The following is a 22,613-nucleotide window of genomic DNA, read 5'->3' as shown; positions in this document are numbered from 1 at the left end:
GCGATGCGATGGCGGCGCGCTGTATTGAGCAATGGGTGTGCGCGAGGAGGCGGGGCGGCGGACGGGCGGCGCGCCGCGGTTCAATCTGGTGCCGCGTGCACAAAACCGGTGCGGCCGCTGCCCGCTGGGAGTGCGCGCGCGGACTTGTCCGCGAAGGCGGCCAGGCCGTGGCGCGCGGCGTGCAGGGCGAAAACGCCGGGCGCGGCGCACATGGCACGCGTATTGCTTGGGAATCCGTACTTGTATACCAGAAAGGATTCCAGCATGAATGCCGTAGCAACGCAGCAGGGCCCGCTCGGTTGGACGATCGCGCAATGGCTGTCGGCCTATCAGGAAGGGGCCACGCCCGAAGCGCTGTTGATGCCCCTGGCCGCCGCGCCGGACGACCCGGCCGACAACGCCTGGATCACGCGCGCCAGCGCGCCGGTGCTGGCGCGCCAGCTCGACGACCTGCGCCTGCTGCTGGCCGCGGCCGGCGGCGATCGTTCCCGCCTGCCGCTCTACGGCGTGCCGTTCGCCATCAAGGACAACATCGACGCGGCGGGCTGGCCCACCACCGCCGCCTGCCCCGCGTTCGCCTACACGCCGGACGAGGACGCCACCGTGGTGCGGCGCCTGCGCGCGGCCGGCGCCATCCTGATCGGCAAGACCAATCTCGACCAGTTCGCCACGGGCCTGGTCGGCACCCGCTCGCCGCACGGCGCGGTGGCCAACAGCTTCAATCCCGACTACATCAGCGGCGGCTCCAGTTCGGGGTCCGCCTCGGTGGTGGCGCGCGGGCTGGCGGCGTTTTCGCTGGGCACGGACACCGCGGGCTCGGGCCGGGTGCCGGCGGGGTTCAACAATATCGTCGGCCTCAAGCCGACCAAGGGCTGGCTCAGCACCGCCGGCGTGGTGCCGGCCTGCCGCACGCAGGACTGCGTGTCGATCTTCGCGCTGACGGTGGACGATGCCGAGCGCGTGGCCGGCATCGCCGGCGGCTATGACGAACACGATCCCTATTCGCGCGCGCAGCCGGCCGGCGCCGCCGCGCCCTGGCCCGCCGCGCCGCGGCTGGCCGTGCCCGACCGGCTGGAGTTTTTCGGCGACGCCCAGGCCGACGCCGCGTTCGAGGCCGCGGTGCAGGCGCTCAAGGCCGGCGGCGCCGAGGTCCAGGCCATCGACTTTGCGCCTTATGCCGAACTGGCGGCGCTGCTGTACCAGGGGCCGTGGGTGGCCGAGCGCTTCGCCGCGGTCGAGCCGCTGTGGCGCGACAATCCCGACGCCATCCATCCGGTGGTGCGCGGCATCGTCGAAGGCGCGGTCCACTACGACGCGCTCGACGCCTTCAAGGCCGAGTACCGCCGCGCCGAGCTGACGCGCAGTATCCACCAGTCGCTGCAAGGCTTCGACGCGCTGGTGGTGCCGACCTCGCCGTCGATCTACACCATCGCCCAGTTGCAGGCCGATCCGGTGCGGCTCAATTCGCAACTGGGCATCTATACCAACTTCGCCAACCTCGCCGACCTGTCGGCGCTGGCGCTGCCCGCGGGCATGCGCGATGACGGGCTGCCGGCCGGCATCACGCTGATCGGCATGGCGTGGCAGGACCGCGCGCTGGCGCATTTCGGCCGCCAATGGCAGGCGCAGCGCGGACTGCCGCTGGGCGCCACGGGCCGGCCGCTGCCGCCCATGGGGCCGACCGCCGCCGACCCCGGGCTGTTGCGCGTGGCCGTGGTGGGCGCGCACCTGACCGGCATGCCGCTGAACCATCAGCTGACCTCGCGCCGCGCGGTGCTGGTGGAAAAGACCCGCACCGCCGCCGACTACCGGCTCTACGCGCTGGCCAACACCACGCCGCCCAAGCCGGGGCTGGTGAAGTCCGACAGCGGCGCGCCGATCGAGGTGGAGCTGTGGGACATCCCGCTGGCGGCGTTCGGCGCCTTCGTGGCCGAGATCCCCGCGCCGCTGGGCATCGGCACCTTGACGCTGCATGACGGCCGCCAGGTCAAGGGCTTCATCTGCGAGCCGCGAGGCCTGGAGGGCGCGCGCGACATCACCGCCTTCGGCGGCTGGCGCGCCTATCTCGCCAGCCTGAACGCCACCCCCCGCTAAATCCAATCGCCCCTGGGAGCCGAACCGTGTTCGATACCGTCCTCATCGCCAACCGTGGCGAAATCGCCGTCCGCGCCATCCGTACCCTCAAACGCCTGGGCATCCGCAGCGTTGCCGTGTATTCCGATCCCGACCGCAATGCCGCCCATGTGCGCGAGGCCGACGTGGCCGTGGCGCTGGGCGGCGAGAAGGCGGTCGACAGCTATCTGCGCACCGACCTGTTGCTGGCGGCCGCGCGCGAGCACGGCGCGCAGGCCATCTACCCCGGCTACGGCTTCCTGTCGGAGAGCGCCGAGTTCGCCGAAGCCTGCGAGGCCGCGGGCATCGCCTTCGTCGGTCCCACGCCGCTGCAGATCCGCGAGTTCGGCCTGAAGCACCGCTCGCGTGAACTGGCGGCCGAAGCCGGCGTGCCGATGACCCCCGGCACGGGCCTGCTGGCCAGCCTGGGCGAGGCGCTGACGCAGGCCGAGCGCATCGGCTATCCGGTGATGCTCAAGAGCACCGCGGGCGGCGGCGGCATCGGCCTGTCGCGTTGCGACAACGAGGCCGAACTGACGGTGGCGTTCGACAGCGTGCAGCGCATGGGCGAGCACTTCTTCCGCGACGGCGGCGCCTTCATCGAGCGTTACGTGGACAACGCCCGCCACGTCGAGGTGCAGATCTTCGGCGACGGCGCCGGCCGCGTGCTGGCGCTGGGCGAGCGCGATTGCTCGGTGCAGCGTCGCAACCAGAAGGTGATCGAGGAAACCCCCGCGCCGCACCTGCCGGCCGCGACCCGCGCGGCGCTGCTGGCGGCGGCCGTCAAGCTGGGCGAGTCGGTGGCTTACCGCTCGGCCGGCACGGTCGAATTCATCTACGATCCGGCGCGCGACAGCTTCTATTTCCTGGAGGTCAACACCCGCCTGCAGGTGGAGCATCCGGTGACCGAGGCGGTGACCGGGCTGGACCTGATCGAATGCATGCTGCGCGTGGCGGCGGGCGAGCCGCTCGACCTGGCCGCGATGTCGCGCGCGCCGCAAGGCGCGTCGATCGAGGTGCGGCTGTACGCCGAAGACCCGCTGCGCCAGTTCCAGCCGTCGCCCGGCGTGCTGACGGAGGTGCATTTTCCCGAAGGCGTGCGCCTGGACAGCTGGGTCGAGACGGGTACCGAGGTGCCGGCGTTCTACGATCCGATGCTGGCCAAGCTGATCGTGCACGCCGACACCCGCGAGGCCGCGCTCGACAAGCTGGCCGATGCGCTGGCGCACACTCGCCTGCACGGCATCGCCACCAACCTGGACTACCTGCGCCAGATCGTGGCCGACGCGCGCTTCCGCGCCGGGCAGCTGTCGACGCGCTTCCTGGAGGGCTTCATCTATCGCCCCGCGGCCATCGAGGTGCTGGAAGCCGGCACCTACACCAGCGTGCAGGATTACCCGGGCCGCACCGGCTATTGGGATATCGGCGTGCCGCCGTCGGGCCCGATGGACGACTACGCCTTCCGCCTGGCCAATCGCATCGTCGGCAACGCGCCCGACGCAGCCGGCATCGAGGCCACGCTGGTCGGGCCGACGCTGCGCTTTCATGGCGATGCCATCGTCGCGCTCACCGGCGCCGAATGCGCCGCCACGCTCGATGGCGAGCCGGTGCCGATGTGGCAGCCGGTCACGGTGCGCTCGGGCCAGGTGCTGGCCACGGGCCGCGCGCTGTCCGGCTGCCGCACGTACCTGGCGGTGCGCAACGGGCTGGACGTGCCGGTCTACCTGGGCAGCCGTTCTACCTTCGCGCTGGGCCAGTTCGGCGGCCACGCCGGCCGCACGCTGCGCGTCGGCGACATGCTGCCGCTGGTGCGCCCCGAGCTGCCGGCCGCGAACGCCCAGGCGCCGGTGAGCGCGCCGCAGGCGGCGCCGGCTGAGCTGATCCCGGCCTATGGCAACACCTGGGAGATCGGCGTGCTGTACGGCCCGCATGGCGCGCCGGACTTCTTCCGCCCCGAGGCCATCGAGGCCTTCTTCGCCGCCGATTGGGAGGTGCACTACAACTCCAATCGCCTCGGCGTGCGGCTGACCGGCCCCAAGCCGACCTGGGCGCGCGAGAACGGCGGCGAGGCCGGCCTGCATCCGTCCAACATCCATGATTGTGAGTACGCCATCGGCAGCATCAACTTCACCGGCGACAGCCCGGTGATCCTGACGCGCGACGGCCCCAGCCTGGGCGGTTTCGTCTGCCCGGTGACGATCGCGCGCGCCGAACTGTGGAAGGTGGGGCAAGTCAAGCCGGGCGACCGCATCCGCTTCGTGCGCATCGATTACGCCGAGGCGGTGGCGCGCGAGGCCGCGCAGGACCGCAGCGTGGAGCAGTTGCGCGCCGTGGCGCCGCAGGCCACCACGCCCTCGGCGCCGCCCGCCACGGCCTCGGAGACCATCATCGCGGCGCTGCCGGCGACGGGCAGCCGGCCGTCGGTGTCGTACCGCCAGGCGGGCGACGGCTACCTGCTGCTGGAGTATGGCGACAACGTGCTCGACCTGGCGCTGCGCATGCGCATCCACCTGCTGATGGAGGCGCTGGCGGCGCGGCCGATCGAGGGCGTGCGCGAGCTGTCGCCGGGCGTGCGCTCGCTGCAGATCCGCTACGACAGCCGCGTGATCCTGCAGCAGGCGCTGATCGCGCGGCTGCTGGAGATCGAAACGCAGCTGGCCGACGTGTCGACGCTGAAGGTGCCGACCCGCGTGGTCCATCTGCCGATGGCGTTCGAGGATTCGGCCACGCTGGGCGCGGTGCAGCGCTACCAGGAAACGGTGCGCGCCAGCGCGCCGTGGCTGCCGAACAATGTCGACTTCATCCAGCGCATCAACGGCCTGGCCAGCCGCGAGGACGTGCGCCGCATCGTGTTCGACGCGAGTTATCTCATCATGGGCCTGGGCGACGTCTACCTGGGCGCGCCGTGCGCGGTGCCGATCGATCCGCGCCACCGCCTGCTGACGTCCAAGTACAACCCGGCGCGCACCTTCACGGCCGAAGGCACGGTCGGCATCGGCGGCGTCTACATGTGCATCTACGGCATGGATTCGCCCGGCGGCTATCAACTGGTGGGCCGCACGCTGCCGATCTGGAACAAGTTCCTGAAGAACCCGGCGTTCCAGGACGGCAAGCCCTGGCTGCTGCGCTTCTTCGACCAGGTGCGCTTCTATCCGGTGAGCGAGGCCGAGCTGGATGTGCTGCGCGAGGATTTCCGCGAGGGCCGCGCCACGGTGCACATCGAGGAGGAACTATTCGATTTCGCCGCGCACCAGCGTTTCCTGGCCGACCAGGCGGACAGCATCGGCGCCTTCCAGGCGCGGCAGAAGTCGGCGTTCGATGCCGAAGTCGCGCTGTGGAAACACGAGGACGTGACGGCGCCGCCGGCCGAGGCGGCGCCGGAACTGGAGATCGCGCTGCGCGACGGCGAACGGCTGGTCAGCGCCGATATGTGCGGCAACGTCTGGAAGATCCCCGTGCAGGTGGGCCAGAGCGTGGCGGCTGGCGACACGCTGGTGGTGGTCGAGGCGATGAAGATGGAGCTGTCGGTGATCGCGCCGGTGTCGGGCACGGTGGCCGCGATTCGCTGCGTGCCGGGCAAACCGGTCAACGCGGGCGATGCGCTGGTCGTGCTGGCCGAGGACGCGACTTGCCCGGTGGCCTGACCATGCGCGATTCGGTGCGTGTCGGGCCAGCGTTGCGGCAGGCGCCGGCGCTGGCGGGGTCGTTGGCCGAGCAGGTCTACCAGCGCATCAAGGATGAGCTGTTCGACTTCCGCCTGCTGCCGGGCGACCGCTTTACCGAGGCGGAGCTGGCGTTGCGGCTGGGGGTGAGCCGCACGCCGGTGCGGCTGGGGCTGGCGCGGCTGGAGCGCGAGGGCTTCGTGCTGCCCAGTCCGCGCAGCGGCTGGCAGGTGCGGCCGTTCGATTTCGAGCGCTTCGAGGCGCTGTACGACGTGCGCGTGGTGCTGGAACTGGCGGCGGTCGAACGGCTGTGCGCGCGCGAGCGCATGGACGATGGCGGGATGCTGGCGGCGCTGGTGGATGTGTGGCTGGTGCCGCCGGATCAACGCATTCTGGATGGGCGGATGGTGGCGCAGCTGGACGAGGCGTTTCACTGCTCACTGGTGGCGGCTGCCGGGAATGCGGAGATGGCGTTGATCCACCGGGAAGTCACCGAGAAGATCCGGATCGTGCGGCGGTTGGATTTCACCAAGGAGTTCCGGGTGGATGCGACGTATGAGGAGCATGGGGCGATTCTGCGGGCGGTGCTGGCTCGGCGGGGGGAGGCGGCGGGGAGGATGTTGCGGGGGCATGTTGAGATGAGCAAGGCTGAGGTTCGGAGGATTACGTTGCATATGTTGCATGTGGCTAGGGAGGGTTCTTAAGGCGCGGCGGGGCGAGGCTGGCGGGCGGGTGCGGGGCTACGATTGCGGTCCGGAGCCTTCGCTCCGGACTACCCCTTCCTCATCTTCGTCCAGGCCTTCGGCCTTCCCTTCAGATTCCGTCGGGCGCATCTACACGCCCCGCACCCGCCCGCCAGCCTCGCCCCGCCGCTCGTCTGTCTTCCTGCGACGGATTGGGGGGAGGGCGGTTTTCTTGGCGTTCTATTCAACGTCGGGGTGGGGCGGAGGAGATTGCGGGGCCCGCCAAAAACGGCTGCGCGGGCAGCCGTTTTTGGCATACGTGGGGTGGGGCGTCGGGACTGTGGTCGCTGCGCGCGGTGGCTGCAATTTAGGCGCGCCCTCGCCGTCCCCTCGCTCCTGCTCGCGCCCGGCTCAGCCTTGCAGTTGTTTGTAGACTTCTTCGGAGACGCGTTGCAGTTCGTCGCGGCTGATGGCGCCGGAGAGGGCGTAGCCGAATTGGCCTTCGACCCAGTAGAAGACGCGGACGGGGCCTTCCTGGGTGAATTGGAAGGCGGTCTGGCCGCCGGCGGCTTCGCGGGTGACGTAGAGGGTCAGGCGTTGGCCGTCGGGGGCGCCGTACATGAAGAGGGCGACGGGGCCGCTGCCGCCGGGCAGCAGGCGGCCGCCGACGAGGTCGTAGCCGGCATGGGTAAGGGACGGGGCGCGCACGGGGGCGCCGAGGCGCTTGGTGAGCCAGGTGACCAGGGCTTTTTCGTTGTCGCCGCTGACTTCGACGGGGCGGCCCATGTCGGGGGCGTAGACGGCGTGGGCGATGGCGGCGCGCTGGGCGTAGCCGCCGGCGGCGCGGTCGGGTATGGCGGTGGCCAATACGGTTTGCAGGTGGCGGGCGTCCATGGCGCCGCGCGCCATCCAGGCGCTGCTGGCGCTGATGACGGCGATGGCGGCACAGGCAGCGACGGCGCGCCAGGGCAGGCGGCGCGCGGGGGGCGAGAGCGGCAGGCGCAGGGGCAGGGGTTCATCCAGCACCGGGTCCAGCAGGGCGTGCAGGGCGCGGCGCTGGGCCTGCCAGCCGTGCACGCGCGCCAGGTCCTGCGGATGGGCCGCTAGGAAGGCGTCGACCTCGGCGTGGCGGCCGGGCGGCAACTGGCCGTCGGCGTAGGCGTGCAGGTCGGCTTCGGTGATGGGGTTGCCGGCGGTGGGAATGGCGTGGAGGCGTTTGTCGTTCATGTCATTTCACGCGATGGAGCCGGCTGGCGGGTTCCTGGCCCTGCATCAGGGCGCCCAGGCGTTCGCGGGCGCGCGACAGGCGCGACATGACCGTGCCGATCGGCACGCCCAGCACCTGCGCGGTTTCCTGGTACGACAGGTCTTCCACGCACACCAGCAGCAATACTTCGCGCTGCTCGGCCGGCAGGCCTTGCAGGCAGCGGTCCAGGTCGCGCACCTCCAGGTGGTCGGTCTGCGTGGCGCGCACCGGCACGTCGGGCAGGTCGCCCGCGCCGGCCTGTTCGGCCTGCCGGTGGCTGGCGCGCACGCCGTCGATGAAATGGTTATGCATGATGCCGAACATCCAGGCCCGCAGCTCGCCGCGGCGCTGCCAGCGCGAGTAGCGGCTCCAGGCCCGTTCGAGCGTGTCCTGCACCAGGTCGTCGGCCCGGTGCGGGTCGCCCGTCAGCCCGCGGGCGTAGCGCCGCAGGCTGGGGATGCAGGCCAGGATCGCGGCTTCGTCGTCGGCGCGCATGGTCGGGCGTGGAGGGACGGCTCAGGCCGGATCAGGGCTTGATGACGTGCCAGACGTCCTTGAAGTTGTCGCCGGTCTTGTCGCCCGGCTTGGTGTCCTTGGCATACAGGTAGACCGGCTTGCCCTTGTAGGCCCACTGCTTGGAGCCGTCGTCGCGGGTGATGATGCTCAGGTCGCCCGAGGCCTTGGCGTCGGCGGCGGCGGTGACGGGCGGCCAGATCTTGGCGCACTGGTCGTTGCAGGCGCTCTTGCCGCCGGCATCCTTGTCGAAGGTGTAGAGGGTCATGCCGGCGCTGTTGACCAGGATGCCGTCCTGGGTCTTGACGGCCTGGGCATGGGCGCCGGCCGAGAACAGGGCGGCGCAGGAGAGGGCCAGGGTTGCGGCGAGTTGAGTGCGCATGTCGTGCCTCGTAGATGGAAGAGTTTGGGGGACTGCCCTCTACAGACGCGGGGCGGAACGGGAATATTCCGCCACCGGACAAAAAAATCGGGAGGGCTGGGGATGAAGATTCAACCGAGCCTCGCGCGGGCCCTTCGCGACGGCCGCCGTCAGGCGTGGCCGCCGGCGGGCGGGGCGGGTTCGTAGCGCATTTCTATTTCCAGGGCGGTCTCCTCGACAGGGGTGAAGCCCAGCGACTCGTAGAGCCGGCGGGCGGGGTTGCCCTTCAGGACGGACAGGGTGACCGGGGCGCCTTCGTCGTCCGCCTGCCGCAGCAGGCCGGCCAGCAGGCGCCGGCCCAGTCCCTGGCCCTGGAAGGCCGGGTCGATCTGGATCTGCACCACGCGCCAGCCGGCCGGATCGCGGAAGGTCTTGAACAGGCCCGCCGGGCGGCCGTGCAGCCAGACGATCTGGGCGTCGTCGAAGTGATAGCGGATGCGCGCCAGGTGATGCGCATCGTCCCGCGGTGCGTCAACGCGCGCCAGGTGTTCGGTCATGGTTGCCTTGCGCAGCGCCAGCAGGAACGGCAGGTCGTCTTCGGTGGCGGCTTGCAACGCCAGGGAATGGGGGCTCATGGTGCGGCTTCAGGGTTGCTTGGGGGGACCACGCTTGGCGCTTTTGCCGGCCTGGTGGATAAGGTTATAGAGCTGTTGCGCCGCCGGCGCCAGGGGGCGGCCCCTGCGCGAGATCAAACCCAGGCTGCGGGTGACGCGCGGATGCTCCAGCTTGACGCCCGCCAGCGTGGCGTGGCCGGCCGGCGGCATCGCCAGCTGCGGCACGGCCGCCACGCCCAGCCCGGCTTCCACCAGCCCCAGCAGCGTCATGACGTGGCTGACCTCGAAGGCGCTGACGGTGCGCTTGCCGCTCTTGGCCAGCGCGTCGTCGATCAGCAGGCGGTTGCCGCTTTCCTTGGCCACGGTCATGAAGCGTTCCTGCGACAGCTCCTCCCACGACACGCTGCGGCGCGCGGCCAGCGGATGGTCGCGCCGCACCGCCAGCACGAAGTCCTCGCGCAGCACCGCCTTGAAATCCACGTCCGGCTCCTGGGTGCCGAAAAAACTGATGCCGAAGTCGGCGCGGCCGGTCACCACGCTGTTGAGCACGGTGTGGGCGGTCTCGTCGATGATGCGCACGCGGATGCGCGGAAAGCGCGCGGCGTAGTCGTGGATGATGGCGGGCAGGAAGTAGTAGGCCACCGACGGCACGCAAGCCACCGTCACCAGCCCGCCGCGCTGCGCCGCCAGGTCGCCGATGCTGAGCACCGCGCGTTCCAGTTCGTCGATGGCGCCGCGCGCCCGTTCCAGGAAGATGCGGCCGACGTGCGTCAGCGCCACGCGGCGCGTGGTGCGTTCCAGCAGGCGCGCGCCCAGCAGGTCCTCCAGCTTGTCGATGCGCCGGCTCAGCGCCGGCTGCGACAGGTTCAGGTCTTCGGCGGCGGCGCGGAAACTGGCGCGTTCGGCCACGGCCACGAAGGCCTGCAATTCCTGTAAATCGAAATTGATGCGTGCCATGCATTAATCCATCCGTAAGTTGCAATTCAAATAATAGCCGCGCCGTCGCAGAATGCACTGCATGGAAACGATCATCCCTTGCGTACTGATGCGCGGCGGCACCTCCCGCGGCCCCTTTTTTCTTGGCGACTGGCTGCCGGCCGATCCCGCCGAGCGTGACCGGCTGCTGTTGCAGGCCATGGGTTCGCCCCACGCGCTGCAGGTCGATGGCCTGGGCGGCGGCAACTCGCTGACCAGCAAGGTCGCGATCGTGTCGCGCTCGACCCGGCCCGACTGCGATATCGACTATCTGTTCGCGCAGGTCTCGGTGGACCGCGCCAGCGTCGACACCCGTCCCAACTGCGGCAACATGCTGTCGGGCGCAGCGCCCTTCGCCATCGACGAGGGCCTGATCGCCGCGGCCGACGGCGAAACCTCGGTGCGGGTGCACAACGTCAACACCGGCGCCGTGATCGAGGCGGTGGTGCAGACGCCGGGCGGCCGCCTGACCTATGAAGGCGAGGCGCGCATCGACGGCGTGCCTGGCGCTGCCGCGCCGGTGCGGTTGAATTTCCTGGATGCATGGGGGGCGGTCACCGGCCGCCTGTTCCCGACCGGCCTGCGGCAGGAAGTGGTTGACGGCGTGGCCGCCACGCTGATCGACGCCGCCATGCCGATGGTGCTGCTGCGCGCCGCCGACTTCGGCCTGCGCGGCGACGAGTCGCCGGCCGAACTGGACGCCAACCCTGCCCTGCTGGCGCGCCTGGAGCGCATCCGCCGCGAGGCCGGCAGCCGCATGGGACTGGGGGACGTCTCGAACAGCGTCATTCCCAAGCCGGTGCTGCTGGCGCCCGGGAGCGATCCCGCCGCGCTGTCGCTGCGTTCGCGCTACTTCACGCCGCACGCCTGCCATCGCGCCCATGCCGCCACCGGCGCGGTGGGCGTGGCCGCCGCCTTCCTGATGGCGGGCACCGTTGCGCACGACTGTGGCGGGCCGGCGCCGCGCCCGGGCTACCGTGGCGTGCGCATCGAGCACCCGTCGGGCGGCATGGACATTGACGTCAGGCTGGACGCCGCCAGCGGCGAGGTGCGGGCCGCCGGCCTGGTACGCACCGCGCGCAAGATCATGAAGGGCCTGCTGTACGTGCCGGGGCGCTATGTGCCGGCGCGCGAGGAACGCGCCAGCCGACCGGAGTCGGCGCCTGCCGCCATGGCGGCATAGGCTGCGATCAAGAATGCCGTACCCGGAAGCCGCCCTCGGCCGCCGGCACCGAAACATGAAGGTGGCGGCCCGAGCCGCCTCCGACCCGAGACACAGCGGTCCGCAGAGGCCGCCCATAGAACCATCAGGAGACATGACATGGCTTTTCCCTCCCGCAGCACCCTGTGCGCCGCCGCGCTTTGCCTGGTCCTGGGCAGCCCGGCCGCGCAGGCCGAATTCCCCGAACGCGCCATCACCATGGTGGTGCCCACCGCCGCCGGCGGCGGCAATGACACCCTGGCCCGCGTGATCGGGCAGAAGATGGGCGAACTGCTGGGCCAGACCGTCATCGTGGTCAACAAGCCCGGCGCGCAGGGCGCCATCGCCGCCGACTACGTGGCGCGCCAGCCGGCCGACGGCTACACGCTGATGCTTGGCTACATCGGCACGCACGGCATCAATCCGGCGCTGCAGAAGCTCAACTACGATCCGGTGCGCGACTTCACCGCGATCGGCATGGTGGCCGACTCGCCCACGCTGATGGTGGTGTCCAGCAGCATCGGCGTGCAGGACGTGCCGGGCCTGCTCAAGTACGGCCAGGCCCATCCCGACGGCCTGAGCTACGCCTCCGCCGGCCCGGGCACGGCGCCGGCGGTGGCGGGCGAGCTGTTCAACCGCGCCACCGGCGCGGCCATGCTGGAGATTCCCTACAAGGGCTCGGCCCCCGCCATGACGGACACGCTGGCCGGCGTCACCCAGGTCATGTTTCCCAGCCTGTTCAGCGCCTATCCGCACCTGAAGTCGGGCAAGATCCGCGCGCTGGGCGTGGCCGGCGCGCGCCGCGCCAAGGTGCTGCCCGACATGCCGACCCTGGCCGAACTGGGCGTGCAGGGCGTGGACGTGGCGCAGTGGTACGCGGTGTTTGCGCCGGCCAACGCCGATCCGCAGGTGGTTGCCAAGTTGAACACCGCGCTCAATGGCGCGCTCAACGATCCGGCCGTGGCCGCCAAGATCGACGACCAGGGCGCCGAGGTGCGCACCAGCACGCCGGCGGAGCTCGCCGCGTTCGTGCGCGAAGAGGCCGTCAAGTGGAAGCGGCTGGCATCGACGATTCACGCGGCGCTGTAAACAGCGCCAAAGGCGCGGCGTCGAAGTGGCGCAGGTTCGGAAACACCAGCCGCAGGTCGTCGGCGCTGGCGCCGAACCAGCCGCCCAGCGCCGCGCCCAGTTGCTCCACCGCCAGCGTCGGCAGCAGCCGGCCGTTGTCCACGAACCCGGGGCCGTCGGGCGCGATCTGCGGATGCGTGCCGTGGTAGCGGCCGCCGTTGACGGCGCCGCCCAGCACGAAATGATGCGCGCCCCAGCCATGATCCGAACCGTTGCCGTTCGATCCCAGCGTGCGGCCGAATTCCGAGGCGGTGAAGGTGGTGACCTGGCGCGCCACGCCCAGGTTTGCCAGCGCCGTCTGGAAGGCGGCCAGCGCCTGGCCCAGTTCCTTGAGCAGGGCCGGGTGGGTGTCGTTCAGGCCGGTGTGGTTGTCGTAGCCGTTCTGCGACACGAAGAATACCTGGCGCCGCGCCCCAAGGGCCTGGCGCGCCGCGATGATGCGGGCCACGATCTTCAACTGCTGCGCCAGCGGCGAGTCGAAATCGCCTGGCACGGCCACGCCAGACAAGGCCGCCCGCAGCCGCGCGTCGGCGTCGATCGACTGCGCCGCGATGCGCGACATTTCGCGTTCCATCAGGTGCTCGCGCGGCTGTGTGATCAGCTGGCGCAGCAACGCGGTGCAGGCGCTGGAGCCGTACATGTCGCGTGTCAGCAGCTCGATGCGGGTCGAGCCGTTCACGCCGACGCGGTAGCCCGCGACATGGCGGCCGGCCAGCAGCACGGTGCTGCCGCCGGCGGTGATGCCGGTGAAGCTGCGCTGCGCGTTGATGCCGGCGTACAGGTCCGTCAGGCGTCCGGCCCAGCCGGAGGAAGCGCCTTCCGGCGCTAGCGCCTGCCAGTACGACTGCTGGTCGTTGTGCGAGAACAGCTTGGGCGGCAGCGGCACCCGCGCGCCGATGTAGTCCGCCTTGCTGGTGGGCACCACCAGCGGGCCGACGTTAAGCACCGCCGCCATCTCGCCGCGCGCGAACAGCGGCGCCAGCGGCGCCAGGGACGGGGCCAGCGCGAATTGCGCGCCATCGGCGGTGGATGCCTTGTCGCGCAGCGCCGTGGATTGGAGGGCGTCACGCGGCAGCGCGATGTCGCTGCGGGCCGCGGCATAGGCGCGGTAGGCGGGCGCGTCGAACGGCACCAGCGTGTTGAACGGATCGTTGCCGCCGTACAAAAACACGCACACCAGCGCCTTGTAGTCGCCGTCGGCCGCCGATTGCGCGGCCGCCGCGCCCAGCGCCGCCAGGTTCAGCGCCAGCGGCGCCGCCGCGTGCGTGGCGCCCAGGGCGCAGGCGAGCAGCAGGAATTCGCGGCGGTCGGCCTTCATTTCTGCACCAGGTACTCGGGGCTGGCCGCCACCAGCGTGATGGCGGCGCGCACGCGGTCGCGCGGCCGTGCGCGCGGCAAGGTGTCGACCGCCTGCGCGATGGCCTGCGCCGTCGCCGCGCTGAAGGCGTCGCCCGCCAGCAGCAGCACGATGCGCGCCACCAGCGCGTCGGCGTCGGCGGCCAGGGCGATCTCGGCGGTGTACTGCGTCTGCAGGTCTTCCCAGCCGCGATCAACGTAGATGGCCACGAAGTTCAGGTAGCCGGCGATGCTGGTTTCATCGGTGATCTGCAGTTCCGGCGCCACCAGGCCGCGCCGCGCCAGCTCGGTGACGGGAGGGGCATAGCGCGGCCGGAAGAAGTTGAACACGCTGGCCGAGCGCATCGGGCTCTGCGCCAGCCGGATGGTGTTGTCGGTGGTGTCGGGCATGGCCCAGGCGCCGTTGGTGGAGGTGGCGCCGAACGCCCGAGCCCAGCCGGAAAAGCGCAGGATGGGTTCGCGCACCTTGCCCCAGCCGGGCGCGGCCAGATCAGGGTGGCGCGCCTCGTCGTCCAGCAGGATGGCGCGCACCACCGCCTTGAGGTTGCCGCGCGCGCCGTGGCCGTCGTCGTCGAACACGGTCGCCACCCGCTCGACGTAGGCCGGACTCGGATTGCTGGTGACCAGCCGCTGGATCAGCTGCGTGCCGATGAACGGCCCGACGTTCGGATGCGCGCTGATCACCTCCATCGCGAGCTTGAGCGACAGGTGTCCATCGGTGCCGGGCGGGATCACCGCGCCCAGGAAGCGCTTTTCGGCCAGCGAATGCAGCGCCGGATTGAGCGCCATCGGCCGGCGGTGGAACTGCACGTCGGTCTCCGGCCCATCCAGGTCCCAGCCGGTGAAGACCTTGGCCAGTCCCTGCACGTCGGCATTGTCGTAGGTCTCCACGGGGGCGCCGTTCACCAGCCGCGGCGTGCCGTCGCGGTTCAGTTCGACCAGGCCGATGCTGAACAACTGCATCACTTCGCGCGCATAGTTCTCGTCGGGATGGCGGCCGGTGCGCGGGTCTTCCTTGCGGTTGCCGCGATAGGTCAGCATGCAGCCCATCGACAGGTTGCGGGTGACGGCGGTGAGCAGGTCCTGGTAGCTGCCAAAGGCATGCTCGGCCAGCAGGTCCATGAAGCCGGCGGCGCCGAACAGCGGCCAGTTGGCCGTGATCGACGCCACCCCGACCACGAAGATCTCCGACAGCGCGAACGCCACGCGGGTGCGCACCTGGTCCTCGGCGCTGATGAACTTGCGCCACAGCGTCGATTCGAGCGGCGCGTTGATGCCGTTGCCCTTGTAGGCCTCGGTGTCCTTGCCTTGCTGCAGCAGCCAGTCGAAATGGCTTTGCGACGGCGGCAGCGCCAGTTGCGCGTCCAGCCAGGCGGCGTAGCCGTCGCGCACCACCGCGTCGATCAGCGCCGGCGTCGGGCCGAAGGTGGCCTGGGCCAGGAAGCGCGAGGCCTGGCCAGGCGTGGGCGGGCGGGTTTCAGCGGAAGCGGGCGGCGCCGCTCCGAACGGCGACGCGGACATGCAGGCAGCCCCGGGGTCGAATGCGAAAGCCTACGGTAGCGAAGCGCCAGGGGGGCTTCAAGACCGCCATTCGGACGAGGGACTAATCCTTTTGCACGAGGCGCGCACGCGCGGCGCGCCGGCCCGCGCGGGGGCCGGCCGGGCCGCGCGGATCAGACCGAACGGGTGATGCCGCCGTCGATGCGGATGTTCTGTCCGGTGATGTACGAGGAAGCGTCGGAGGCCAGGAAGGCGATCAGGTCGGCCACTTCCTCGGCGGTGCCGTAGCGGCCCATCGGGATGCGCGCGCGCCGGTCTTCCTTTTCCGGCAGGCTGTCGATGAAGCCGGGCAGCACGTTGTTCATGCGCACGTTGTGTTCGGCGTATTCGTCCGCGAACACCTTGGTGAACGCGGCCAGGCCGGCGCGGAACACGCCGGACGTGGGGAACAGCGCCTCCGGTTCGAAGGTGGCGTAGGTCGAGATGTTGACGATGGCGCCGGTTTTCTGCTGCTTCATGACCGGCGCCACCAGGCGCGCGATGCGCACCACGTTGAGCAGGTAGAACTCCATGCCCAGGTGCCAGTCGTCGTCGCTGATTTCCAGCAGCGGGCCCTTGGGGCCGTGGCCGGCGCTGTTGACCACGGCGTCGACGCGGCCCCACTGCTGCAGGGTCGCGTCCACCAGCCGCGCCAGGTCCTCGGGCGAGCGGTTCGAACCGGTCACGCCCAGGCCGCCGAGTTCGGCGGCCAGCGCCTCGCCCTTGCCGGACGAGGACAGGATCGCCACGCGGTAGCCGTCGGCCGCCAGTTTGCGCGCCGACGCCGCGCCCATGCCGCTGCCGCCGGCGGTGATGATTGCCACTTTATCCGTGCTCATGCGTCGTTCCCCAGGGTGTCGGAAAACGGCCATTGTAGGGGCGGGCGCGGCGGCCCCGCGCAGATCCCGCGAGGCCGGCAGGGGCGATCAGTCGACCAGCTTGAGCACGCCCTTCATCAGCGCGAAGTGGCCGGGGAACGAGCAGAAGTAGGCATAGTCCTGGCCGGCGGCCAGCTTGCTGACGTCGAAGGTGACCGAATCGGTCTCGCCGCCGCCGATCACCTTGGTGTGGGCGATGACGCGGGCATCGTCCTTCTTGACGTAGTTGTTGTCCAGGCCGGCGGCCATGCCGTCGTGGACGGCGCCCTGCATGTCGGCCTGCTTGGTCAGCACCCAGTTGTGGCCCATGACGTTCTTGGCCAGCTTGCCGGGGTGCTTGAGGTTGACGGTGAACTGCTTGCAGCTCTTGCTGACCGTGATTTCCTTCTTGTCGAACTGCATCTGGTCATTGCCGGCGATGTCGACCGAGCATTCGGCCGCCAGCACGGGCGCCGAGGCCAGGGCCAGGATGGTCGCGGCGCAGAGATTCTTCAACAGCATGTTCATGCCTCCAGGTGTCGAGGGGAAAAGGGCCGCGGAGCCGTTGCACCGGATCCCGCGGGCGACAAAGTGATCCGACCTCAGTCTACGCCTCTTGGGCCGGCCTTGCCCGCCGGCGGTTTGACGCAGCGCAATCGGACGCCAGCGAATTGCGCGGGCGCCGCATCAACGCGCCGCTGGCTGCGCGGTTACGCGCCAGATCACGTTGCCGACGTCGTCGGCCACCAGCAGGCCGCCGCGCCCATCCACGGCCACGCCCACCGGCCGGCCGCGGGCCTGGCCGTCCGCGTCCAGGAATCCCGTCAGCACGTCGCGCGCCTGGCCGTCGGCGCGGTTGCCGGTGAATGGCACGAAGATGACCTTGTAGCCGCTGCGCGGGTCGCGGTTCCAGGAACCATGCTGGCCGACGAACATGCCGTGGGTGAACGGCGCCGGCAGCGTGGCGCCGCCGGACCAGGCCAGCCCCAGCGAGGCGGTGTGCGGCCCCAGCGCGTAATCCGGCACGATCGCCTGCGCCACCAGGTCCGGGCGCGGCGGCTTCACCCGGGTGTCGACGTGCTGGCCGAAGTAGCTGTATGGCCAGCCATAGAAACCGCCGTCGCGCACCGAGGTCATGTAGTCGGGCACCAGGTCGCTGCCCAGCTCGTCGCGTTCGTTCACCGCCGTCCACAGTGTCTTGCCGTCGGGGCCCCAGGCCATGCCCACCGGGTTGCGCAGGCCGCTGGCATACAGGCGCTTGGCGCCGCTGGCGACGTCGATTTCCCAGATGGCGGCGCGGCCTTCCTCTTCCGCCATGCCGTTCTCGGCGATGTTGCTGTTCGAGCCGACCGTCGCATACAGTTTGGCGCCGTCGGCGCTGGCGATGAGGTTCTTGGTCCAATGATGGTTGCGCCCCGCGGGCAGGTCGGTCACCTTGACGCCGGGCGCGTCGATGCGGGTCTGGCCGACCTGGTACGGAAACCGCAGCACCGCGTCGGCGTTGGCGACATACAGCTGGTCGCCCACCAGCGCCATGCCGAAGGGCGAATTCAGGCCTTCCAGGAACACGCTGCGCGTCTGCGCCGCGCCATCGGGCGTCAGGCCGCGCAGCAGGGTGACGCGGTTGGCGCTGGGCGTGCGCGCGCCGGCGCGCTTCATGACGATGCCGGCGGCCCAGTCCTTGAGGCCGCCGGACATCTCGGGCGGCTTGGGCGGCGCGTTGGTCTCGGCCACCAGCACGTCGCCATTGGGCAGCACGTAGAGCCAGCGCGGATGATCCAGGCCGCGGGCGTAGGCGGTGACCGCCAGGCCGCTGGCCGGCGTCGGCAGGCCGGTCTCGCTCCAGCCCACCGCCCTGGCCGTGTTGACCGTGGGAATGAGGGTGGTATTGGGGGCGGGCAACTCGGGCCGCGGCCCCATGCCGGCCTCGACCGGCAGGCGGGCGACTTCGCCGCAAGCGGCCACCAGGCTGGCGGCCGCGACGAGCGCCGGCAACAGGTATCGAATTCGCATGGCGCGGCTCCAGGCGCGGATGGGCGAACTTCCATCATACGACGGGGCGGCGTGGGCTAGCGCATGTCGAAGGCTTCCTGATGCCAGTGGACGTTGCCGCGCCCCAGGCGCCGCAGGCCCTTGCGCAATGCGTTCGCCAGCCCGGCGGGGCCGCAGTACCAGACATCGGCGACGCGGCCGGCGGCCACTTCGCCCTGCGCCAGCGCGGCGGCGTCCAGGCGCTGGCCGGCGGCGGCGCTGTGTACCTGGAGCGTGACGTTGTCCAGCGCGGCGCAGCGTTGCCGCAGCACGTCCACGAACGGGTCGGTTGCGCCGTCGCGCACGCAATAGTGCAGCCAGACGGGCGGCGTGTGGCCGGACGCGTCGCGCGCGGCCTCCAGCCAGGCCAGGAAGGGCGTGACGCCGATGCCGCCCGCCACCCACACCTGCGGGCCGGCGGCGGGACGCTCGAAGCGGCCATAGGGGCCTTCCACCATCACGGGCGCGCCCTCGCGCAACGTGGCGGCCAGCCGCTGGGTGTAGTCGCCCAGCGCCTTGATCTGGAACGTCACGTCGCGGCGTCCGCGATGCGGCGCGCTGGCGATGGTGAACGGGTGCGCGCCTTCGCGCCGGTCGAAGGTGACGAAGGCGAACTGGCCGGCGGCGTGGCCGGGCCAGCGCGCACCGAGTTCACAGGTGACTTCGAGGATGTCGCCAGGCCGCTGCGTCAGCGCCGTCACCCGGCCCGCCACGCGCCGGGCCCGGCCGATGCGGCCGGCCAGCGACAGCAGCGCCGCCCAGGCGCCGCCCGCCATCAACGGCAGCAGCAGCGCGCCGGTCGGCCCGGTCCAGTAATAGGCCGGCGCCAGCGCCAGGGTATGGAACACCAGTATCAGGTAGGCCAGCGGCATGGCGCGGTGGACGATGCGCCAGGCATGGTACGGAAAGCGGCGCCACAGCGTGATGACCAGCATGGCCAGCAGCGCGTAGATCGTCCATTCGCCCAGGTCCTTGGCCAATCCGCGCGAATCCGCCAGCATGGCCAGCACCGCGTCGCGCGCCGGCCTGCCCTCGACGCCGACCAGCGCCTTCAGCGGCGTGCTGGCCAGCTTGACCAGCCAATGCGCGGCGCCGGCGCCGATGGCCAGGATGCCGGCCCATTTGTGCAGCCGGTAGATCTTGTCCATGCCGCCCAGCGGACCTTCCAGCCAGGCAGGGCGCAAGGCCAGCAGCATGATCAGCGACATCAGGCCGATGGACCAGACGCCTGTCAGGTACAGCGCCTGCTGGCGCAGCACCCAGGGCCAGGCGGCCGTGGCCGCCGGTTGCAGCACCAGGGCGTCGATGGCCCAGGCGCCGGTCAGCGCCAGCAGGAACAGTCCCAGGGCGGTACGGGTTTTCATGGCGTCGGCCTCAATCCTTGATACGGCTGCGCAGCACCGCGCCGGTCTGCGCGTCCACCCGCAGCTTCACGCGCTGGCCTTGCGGGTTGTCGGCCTTGACGTCGTAGCCGCGGTGATGCTCCAGTTCGATCTCGGTGATGTTGCGATAGCCCGCGGCGGTCAGCGTGTCATAGACCTGGCGCACGGTCAGGATCTGCGCGGCGGGGGCGGCCTGGACCGGCGCGGTTGCGGCGGGCGCCGGGGTCGCCGGAGCGGGCTGGGGCGCGGTCTGCGCCAGCGCGGCGGTGCCCGCGAGGGCGGCGGCGCCGATGGCCAGGGCTGACAGGGTCTTGCGGATCGGGTTCATGCGGTTTTCTCCTGAAGGTCGAGGTAGGGCCGTGGATCGGCCATGACGTCATTATTCGGCGGGGCGCATGAACCCGTTCTGAAGCCGCCGTTCACCCGCCGTTCATGTTCCGCCCGCTATAAATGAGGCGCTTGTGTTCCCTGTTTTTCCCCCGCGCGCCGGGTTACCCTGGAACGCGACCGCCCGACGGAATTCCCATGACCGCACGCCTACGTATCGCAATCTGGCTGACCGGCCTCGCGCTGGCCCTGGCGCTGGCCATCGGGCCGGGCGCGGGCCGCGCCGACGAAAGCGACCATGAACAGGCGCGCCAGGCCCTGCAGGCCGGCAAGGTGTTGCCGTTGCGGTCGGTGCTGGATATCGTCGAGCGTGATTTCCCTGGCCAGGTGGTCAAGGTGGAATTCGAGGAGGATGACGGCATCTTCCTCTACGAAATCCGCCTGCTGCAGCCCGGCGGCAGCCTGGTCAAGCTGAAGATCGATGCGCGCGACGGCACCGTGCTGGGCATGAAGGGGCGCGACATCCAATTCCGGAACCGACGCTGATGCGCATACTTGTCGTCGAAGACGAACCGACCCTGGCCGCGCAGCTGGCCGAGGCCCTGCGACTTGCGGGTTATACCGTCGACACCGCCGCGGACGGCGCCGGCGCGCACTACATGGGCGAGGTCGAGACCTACGACGTGGTGGTGCTGGACCTGGGCCTGCCGGTGATGGACGGCCTGACGGTGCTCAAGCAATGGCGCGCGGCCGGCCGCGGCATGCCGGTCCTGATCCTGACCGCGCGCTCCAACTGGCACGAAAAGGTCGCCGGCATCGACGCCGGCGCCGACGACTATCTCACCAAGCCCTTCCACATGGAAGAACTGCTGGCGCGCGTGCGCGCCTTGCTGCGGCGGCACAGCAACCACGCCAGCGCGCAATGGCGCTGCGGTCCGCTGATGCTCGACACGCGGCTGGCCCGCGCCACTGTCGACGGCCAGCCGCTGAACCTCACCAGCCACGAATTCAAGGTGCTGGCGGTGCTGATGCAGCACGCCGGCGAGGTGGTCTCGCGCGGTGACCTGATCGAACACATCTACGCCCAGGACCACGACCGCGACTCCAACACCATCGACGTGTTCATCGGCCGCCTGCGCAAGAAGCTGCCGGCCGACACCATCGAGACCGTGCGCGGGCTGGGTTACCGGCTCGCCTGTCCGTCATGACCGCGTCGCGCGCGCCGGGGTCGCTGCGCTGGCGCATGCTGGCCGGCACGCTCGCCTGGATTGCGGCGATCATCGTGCTGGCCGGATGGGGACTGGGCAGCCTGTTTCGCCAGCACATTTCCGAACAGTTGCGGGCCGAGCTGGCGCTGCACATGAACCAGTTGACGGCGGCGGTCAGCGTGGCGCCGGACGGGCGGCCGACCGTGGCTTCTCCCTTGAGCGATCCCCGCCTGGAGCAGCCGCTGTCCGGCCTGTACTGGCAGATCGACCGTCTCGACGACGCCGGCCGCGTGGTGGCCGCGGGCGTGGCGCGTTCGCGCTCGTTGTGGGACCAGGTGCTGGCCCTGCCCGCCACTGACCGCACCGATGGTTTCCATGACATCGCCGGACCCGAGAACCACGACCTGAGCGCGCTGACGCGCCTGCTCAAGCCCGAAGACAGCGACGCCGGCGCGCTGCGCCTGGTGGTGGCCGCCGATCGCGCGGTGCTGGCCGAGCCCATCGAACGCTTCGACCACATGTTGTTGCTGTCGCTGGGCGCGCTGGCGGCCGGATTGGTGGCGGCAGCGGTGGTGCAGGTGATGGTTGGGTTGCGGCCGCTGGGACGGCTGCGGCGCCAGCTGGCCGCGCAGCAGGGCCGCAATAGCGTGCGCATCGAGGGCCGTTTTCCCAGCGAGATCCAGCCGCTGGTCGATGATTTCAACCGCGTCCTGGCGGTCAACGCCGACATCGTGCAACGGGCGCGGACCCAGGCCGGCAACCTGGCGCATGCGGTCAAGACGCCGTTGACCATCCTGGGCAACGCGGCGATGCGCGAAGAGGGCGCCTTCGCCCGCCTGGTGCGTGAACAGGTTGCGATGGCGCAGCGCCAGATCGACCACCACCTGGCGCGCGCGCGCGCCGCAGCGGCCTCCGGCACGGCGGGCGGACGCACGCCGCTGCGGGCGCCGCTACAGGCGCTGTTGCGCGTCATGCAGCGCTTGTATGCGGCACGGCAACTGCAACTGGAGATGGACGAATTCGCCGACCGGCTCGAGTTTCGCGGCGAGGAGCAGGACCTGCAGGAAATGGTCGGCAACCTGCTCGACAACGCCTGCAAATGGGCCGCGCGGCGCGTCCGCATCGGCGCCCAGGCGACCGCGCCAGACCGCCTGAGCATCGTGATCGACGACGACGGCCCGGGCATCTCCGAAGACGAGCGCGAACGCATCTTCGAGCGTGGCGTGCGCATGGACGAGCAACGGCCTGGTTCCGGCCTGGGCCTGGACATCGTGCGCGACCTGGCCGGCACCTATGGTGGCGAGGTCAGCGCGGGGCCATCGCCGCTGGGCGGGCTGCGCGTGACGCTGACCTTGCCGGCGTTGCCGACCGGCCTCTAGCGGACCTGCCGCGCCGGCCGCCTCGCGCCCTCGCCGGGG

20 protein-coding genes are annotated in these 22,613 nt (G+C 70.5%); 8 read left to right on the top strand and 12 right to left on the bottom strand.

Going from position 1 to position 22,613, the window contains the following annotated elements:
* The first annotated feature begins 264 nt into the window (after positions 1-264).
* From atzF to ACVN9Z_RS01650, 3 genes are read left to right on the top strand one after another with little or no spacing between them, the layout of a single operon-like run.
* Entirely contained in the window at positions 265-2,094 is a 1,830-nt protein-coding gene (atzF, locus tag ACVN9Z_RS01660; protein WP_054439691.1) for an allophanate hydrolase, read from the top strand.
* Positions 2,095-2,120: 26 nt separating this feature from the next.
* Positions 2,121-5,756, top strand: coding sequence for an urea carboxylase (gene uca, locus ACVN9Z_RS01655; protein ID WP_458213016.1), 3,636 nt, complete (start codon positions 2,121-2,123; stop codon positions 5,754-5,756).
* Between the two features lie 2 nt (positions 5,757-5,758).
* On the top strand, positions 5,759-6,478 hold the full coding sequence (locus ACVN9Z_RS01650) for a GntR family transcriptional regulator (protein WP_054439686.1): 720 nt from the start codon (positions 5,759-5,761) through the stop codon (positions 6,476-6,478).
* Between the two features lie 390 nt (positions 6,479-6,868).
* Here ACVN9Z_RS01650 and ACVN9Z_RS01645 read toward each other — a convergent pair whose 3' ends face one another.
* From ACVN9Z_RS01645 to ACVN9Z_RS01625, 5 genes are all read right to left on the bottom strand, one after another.
* On the bottom strand, positions 6,869-7,684 hold the full coding sequence (locus ACVN9Z_RS01645) for an anti-sigma factor family protein (protein ID WP_458213015.1): 816 nt from the start codon (positions 7,682-7,684) through the stop codon (positions 6,869-6,871).
* Position 7,685: 1 nt separating this feature from the next.
* The gene (locus ACVN9Z_RS01640; RefSeq protein WP_006384421.1) at positions 7,686-8,198 is read right to left on the bottom strand and encodes an RNA polymerase sigma factor; all 513 of its coding nucleotides are present in this window, start codon (positions 8,196-8,198) and stop codon (positions 7,686-7,688) included.
* 31 nt (positions 8,199-8,229) lie between these two features.
* Entirely contained in the window at positions 8,230-8,598 is a 369-nt protein-coding gene (locus ACVN9Z_RS01635) for a COG4315 family predicted lipoprotein (RefSeq protein ID WP_054442881.1), read from the bottom strand.
* Between the two features lie 149 nt (positions 8,599-8,747).
* Positions 8,748-9,212 (bottom strand): GNAT family N-acetyltransferase, encoded by a 465-nt coding sequence (locus tag ACVN9Z_RS01630; RefSeq protein ID WP_006384419.1) that lies wholly within the window; start codon positions 9,210-9,212, stop codon positions 8,748-8,750.
* A gap of 9 nt (positions 9,213-9,221) precedes the next feature.
* Positions 9,222-10,148, bottom strand: coding sequence for a LysR family transcriptional regulator (locus tag ACVN9Z_RS01625; RefSeq protein ID WP_024070208.1), 927 nt, complete (start codon positions 10,146-10,148; stop codon positions 9,222-9,224).
* Between the two features lie 61 nt (positions 10,149-10,209).
* Here ACVN9Z_RS01625 and ACVN9Z_RS01620 point away from each other — a divergent pair, with 61 nt between their 5' ends.
* Positions 10,210-11,349, top strand: a complete 1,140-nt coding sequence (locus tag ACVN9Z_RS01620) for a 4-oxalomesaconate tautomerase (RefSeq protein WP_024070207.1) — start codon at positions 10,210-10,212, stop codon at positions 11,347-11,349.
* 138 nt (positions 11,350-11,487) lie between these two features.
* Positions 11,488-12,456, top strand: a complete 969-nt coding sequence (locus ACVN9Z_RS01615) for a Bug family tripartite tricarboxylate transporter substrate binding protein (protein ID WP_006384415.1) — start codon at positions 11,488-11,490, stop codon at positions 12,454-12,456.
* Here the strand turns inward: ACVN9Z_RS01615 and ACVN9Z_RS01610 are convergent.
* The 7 genes from ACVN9Z_RS01610 to ACVN9Z_RS01580 all read right to left on the bottom strand — a co-directional run bounded on the left by ACVN9Z_RS01610 (position 12,413) and on the right by ACVN9Z_RS01580 (position 19,988).
* Entirely contained in the window at positions 12,413-13,813 is a 1,401-nt protein-coding gene (locus tag ACVN9Z_RS01610; protein ID WP_458213014.1) for a DUF1501 domain-containing protein, read from the bottom strand. The genes ACVN9Z_RS01615 and ACVN9Z_RS01610 overlap by 44 nt on opposite strands.
* Positions 13,810-15,372, bottom strand: coding sequence for a DUF1800 domain-containing protein (locus ACVN9Z_RS01605; RefSeq protein ID WP_458213013.1), 1,563 nt, complete (start codon positions 15,370-15,372; stop codon positions 13,810-13,812). The genes ACVN9Z_RS01610 and ACVN9Z_RS01605 overlap by 4 nt, the downstream gene beginning before the upstream one ends.
* Before the next feature lie 152 nt (positions 15,373-15,524).
* On the bottom strand, positions 15,525-16,229 hold the full coding sequence (locus tag ACVN9Z_RS01600; RefSeq protein WP_458213012.1) for an SDR family oxidoreductase: 705 nt from the start codon (positions 16,227-16,229) through the stop codon (positions 15,525-15,527).
* Between the two features lie 87 nt (positions 16,230-16,316).
* Complete coding sequence (azu, locus tag ACVN9Z_RS01595; RefSeq protein ID WP_458213011.1) at positions 16,317-16,769, bottom strand: azurin; 453 nt, start codon at positions 16,767-16,769, stop codon at positions 16,317-16,319.
* Positions 16,770-16,934: 165 nt separating this feature from the next.
* Entirely contained in the window at positions 16,935-18,260 is a 1,326-nt protein-coding gene (locus ACVN9Z_RS01590; RefSeq protein WP_316312030.1) for a PQQ-dependent sugar dehydrogenase, read from the bottom strand.
* A 56-nt stretch (positions 18,261-18,316) separates the two neighbouring features.
* Positions 18,317-19,642 (bottom strand): ferredoxin reductase family protein, encoded by a 1,326-nt coding sequence (locus ACVN9Z_RS01585; protein ID WP_049054952.1) that lies wholly within the window; start codon positions 19,640-19,642, stop codon positions 18,317-18,319.
* Positions 19,643-19,652: 10 nt separating this feature from the next.
* A complete protein-coding gene (locus tag ACVN9Z_RS01580; protein ID WP_020926634.1) occupies positions 19,653-19,988 on the bottom strand; it encodes a PepSY domain-containing protein in 336 nt (111 codons plus the stop codon).
* Between the two features lie 197 nt (positions 19,989-20,185).
* On the opposite strand from ACVN9Z_RS01580, the gene ACVN9Z_RS01575 reads away from it, so the two are divergent.
* From ACVN9Z_RS01575 to ACVN9Z_RS01565, 3 genes are read left to right on the top strand one after another with little or no spacing between them, the layout of a single operon-like run.
* A complete protein-coding gene (locus ACVN9Z_RS01575; RefSeq protein WP_458213010.1) occupies positions 20,186-20,533 on the top strand; it encodes a PepSY domain-containing protein in 348 nt (115 codons plus the stop codon).
* Complete coding sequence (locus ACVN9Z_RS01570; protein ID WP_238875440.1) at positions 20,533-21,195, top strand: response regulator transcription factor; 663 nt, start codon at positions 20,533-20,535, stop codon at positions 21,193-21,195. The genes ACVN9Z_RS01575 and ACVN9Z_RS01570 overlap by 1 nt, the downstream gene beginning before the upstream one ends.
* The gene (locus ACVN9Z_RS01565) at positions 21,192-22,574 is read left to right on the top strand and encodes an ATP-binding protein (RefSeq protein WP_150101770.1); all 1,383 of its coding nucleotides are present in this window, start codon (positions 21,192-21,194) and stop codon (positions 22,572-22,574) included. The genes ACVN9Z_RS01570 and ACVN9Z_RS01565 overlap by 4 nt, the downstream gene beginning before the upstream one ends.
* Positions 22,575-22,613 lie beyond the last annotated feature (39 nt).

It is taken from the genome of Achromobacter sp. KK8, assembly GCF_054188005.1.
The sequence above is the reverse complement of the archived record's forward strand: the minus strand, read 5'-3'. Positions and strand labels throughout refer to the sequence as shown.

Bases quoted from the DNA above. Each gene is read 5' to 3' on its own strand.
- ACVN9Z_RS01570 (WP_238875440.1), top strand. From the start codon at position 20,533: ATGCGCATACTTGTCGTCGAAGACGAACCGACCCTGGCCGCGCAGCTG.
- ACVN9Z_RS01610 (WP_458213014.1), bottom strand. From the start codon at position 13,813: ATGAAGGCCGACCGCCGCGAATTCCTGCTGCTCGCCTGCGCCCTGGGC.
- ACVN9Z_RS01605 (WP_458213013.1), bottom strand. From the start codon at position 15,372: ATGTCCGCGTCGCCGTTCGGAGCGGCGCCGCCCGCTTCCGCTGAAACC.
- ACVN9Z_RS01635 (WP_054442881.1), bottom strand. From the start codon at position 8,598: ATGCGCACTCAACTCGCCGCAACCCTGGCCCTCTCCTGCGCCGCCCTG.
- ACVN9Z_RS01600 (WP_458213012.1), bottom strand. From the start codon at position 16,229: ATGAGCACGGATAAAGTGGCAATCATCACCGCCGGCGGCAGCGGCATG.
- ACVN9Z_RS01620 (WP_024070207.1), top strand. From the start codon at position 10,210: ATGGAAACGATCATCCCTTGCGTACTGATGCGCGGCGGCACCTCCCGC.
- ACVN9Z_RS01625 (WP_024070208.1), bottom strand. From the start codon at position 10,148: ATGGCACGCATCAATTTCGATTTACAGGAATTGCAGGCCTTCGTGGCC.
- ACVN9Z_RS01630 (WP_006384419.1), bottom strand. From the start codon at position 9,212: ATGAGCCCCCATTCCCTGGCGTTGCAAGCCGCCACCGAAGACGACCTG.
- ACVN9Z_RS01645 (WP_458213015.1), bottom strand. From the start codon at position 7,684: ATGAACGACAAACGCCTCCACGCCATTCCCACCGCCGGCAACCCCATC.
- ACVN9Z_RS01640 (WP_006384421.1), bottom strand. From the start codon at position 8,198: ATGCGCGCCGACGACGAAGCCGCGATCCTGGCCTGCATCCCCAGCCTG.
- ACVN9Z_RS01590 (WP_316312030.1), bottom strand. From the start codon at position 18,260: ATGCGAATTCGATACCTGTTGCCGGCGCTCGTCGCGGCCGCCAGCCTG.
- ACVN9Z_RS01580 (WP_020926634.1), bottom strand. From the start codon at position 19,988: ATGAACCCGATCCGCAAGACCCTGTCAGCCCTGGCCATCGGCGCCGCC.
- ACVN9Z_RS01615 (WP_006384415.1), top strand. From the start codon at position 11,488: ATGGCTTTTCCCTCCCGCAGCACCCTGTGCGCCGCCGCGCTTTGCCTG.
- ACVN9Z_RS01575 (WP_458213010.1), top strand. From the start codon at position 20,186: ATGACCGCACGCCTACGTATCGCAATCTGGCTGACCGGCCTCGCGCTG.
- atzF (WP_054439691.1), top strand. From the start codon at position 265: ATGAATGCCGTAGCAACGCAGCAGGGCCCGCTCGGTTGGACGATCGCG.
- azu (WP_458213011.1), bottom strand. From the start codon at position 16,769: ATGCTGTTGAAGAATCTCTGCGCCGCGACCATCCTGGCCCTGGCCTCG.
- ACVN9Z_RS01585 (WP_049054952.1), bottom strand. From the start codon at position 19,642: ATGAAAACCCGTACCGCCCTGGGACTGTTCCTGCTGGCGCTGACCGGC.
- ACVN9Z_RS01650 (WP_054439686.1), top strand. From the start codon at position 5,759: ATGCGCGATTCGGTGCGTGTCGGGCCAGCGTTGCGGCAGGCGCCGGCG.
- ACVN9Z_RS01565 (WP_150101770.1), top strand. From the start codon at position 21,192: ATGACCGCGTCGCGCGCGCCGGGGTCGCTGCGCTGGCGCATGCTGGCC.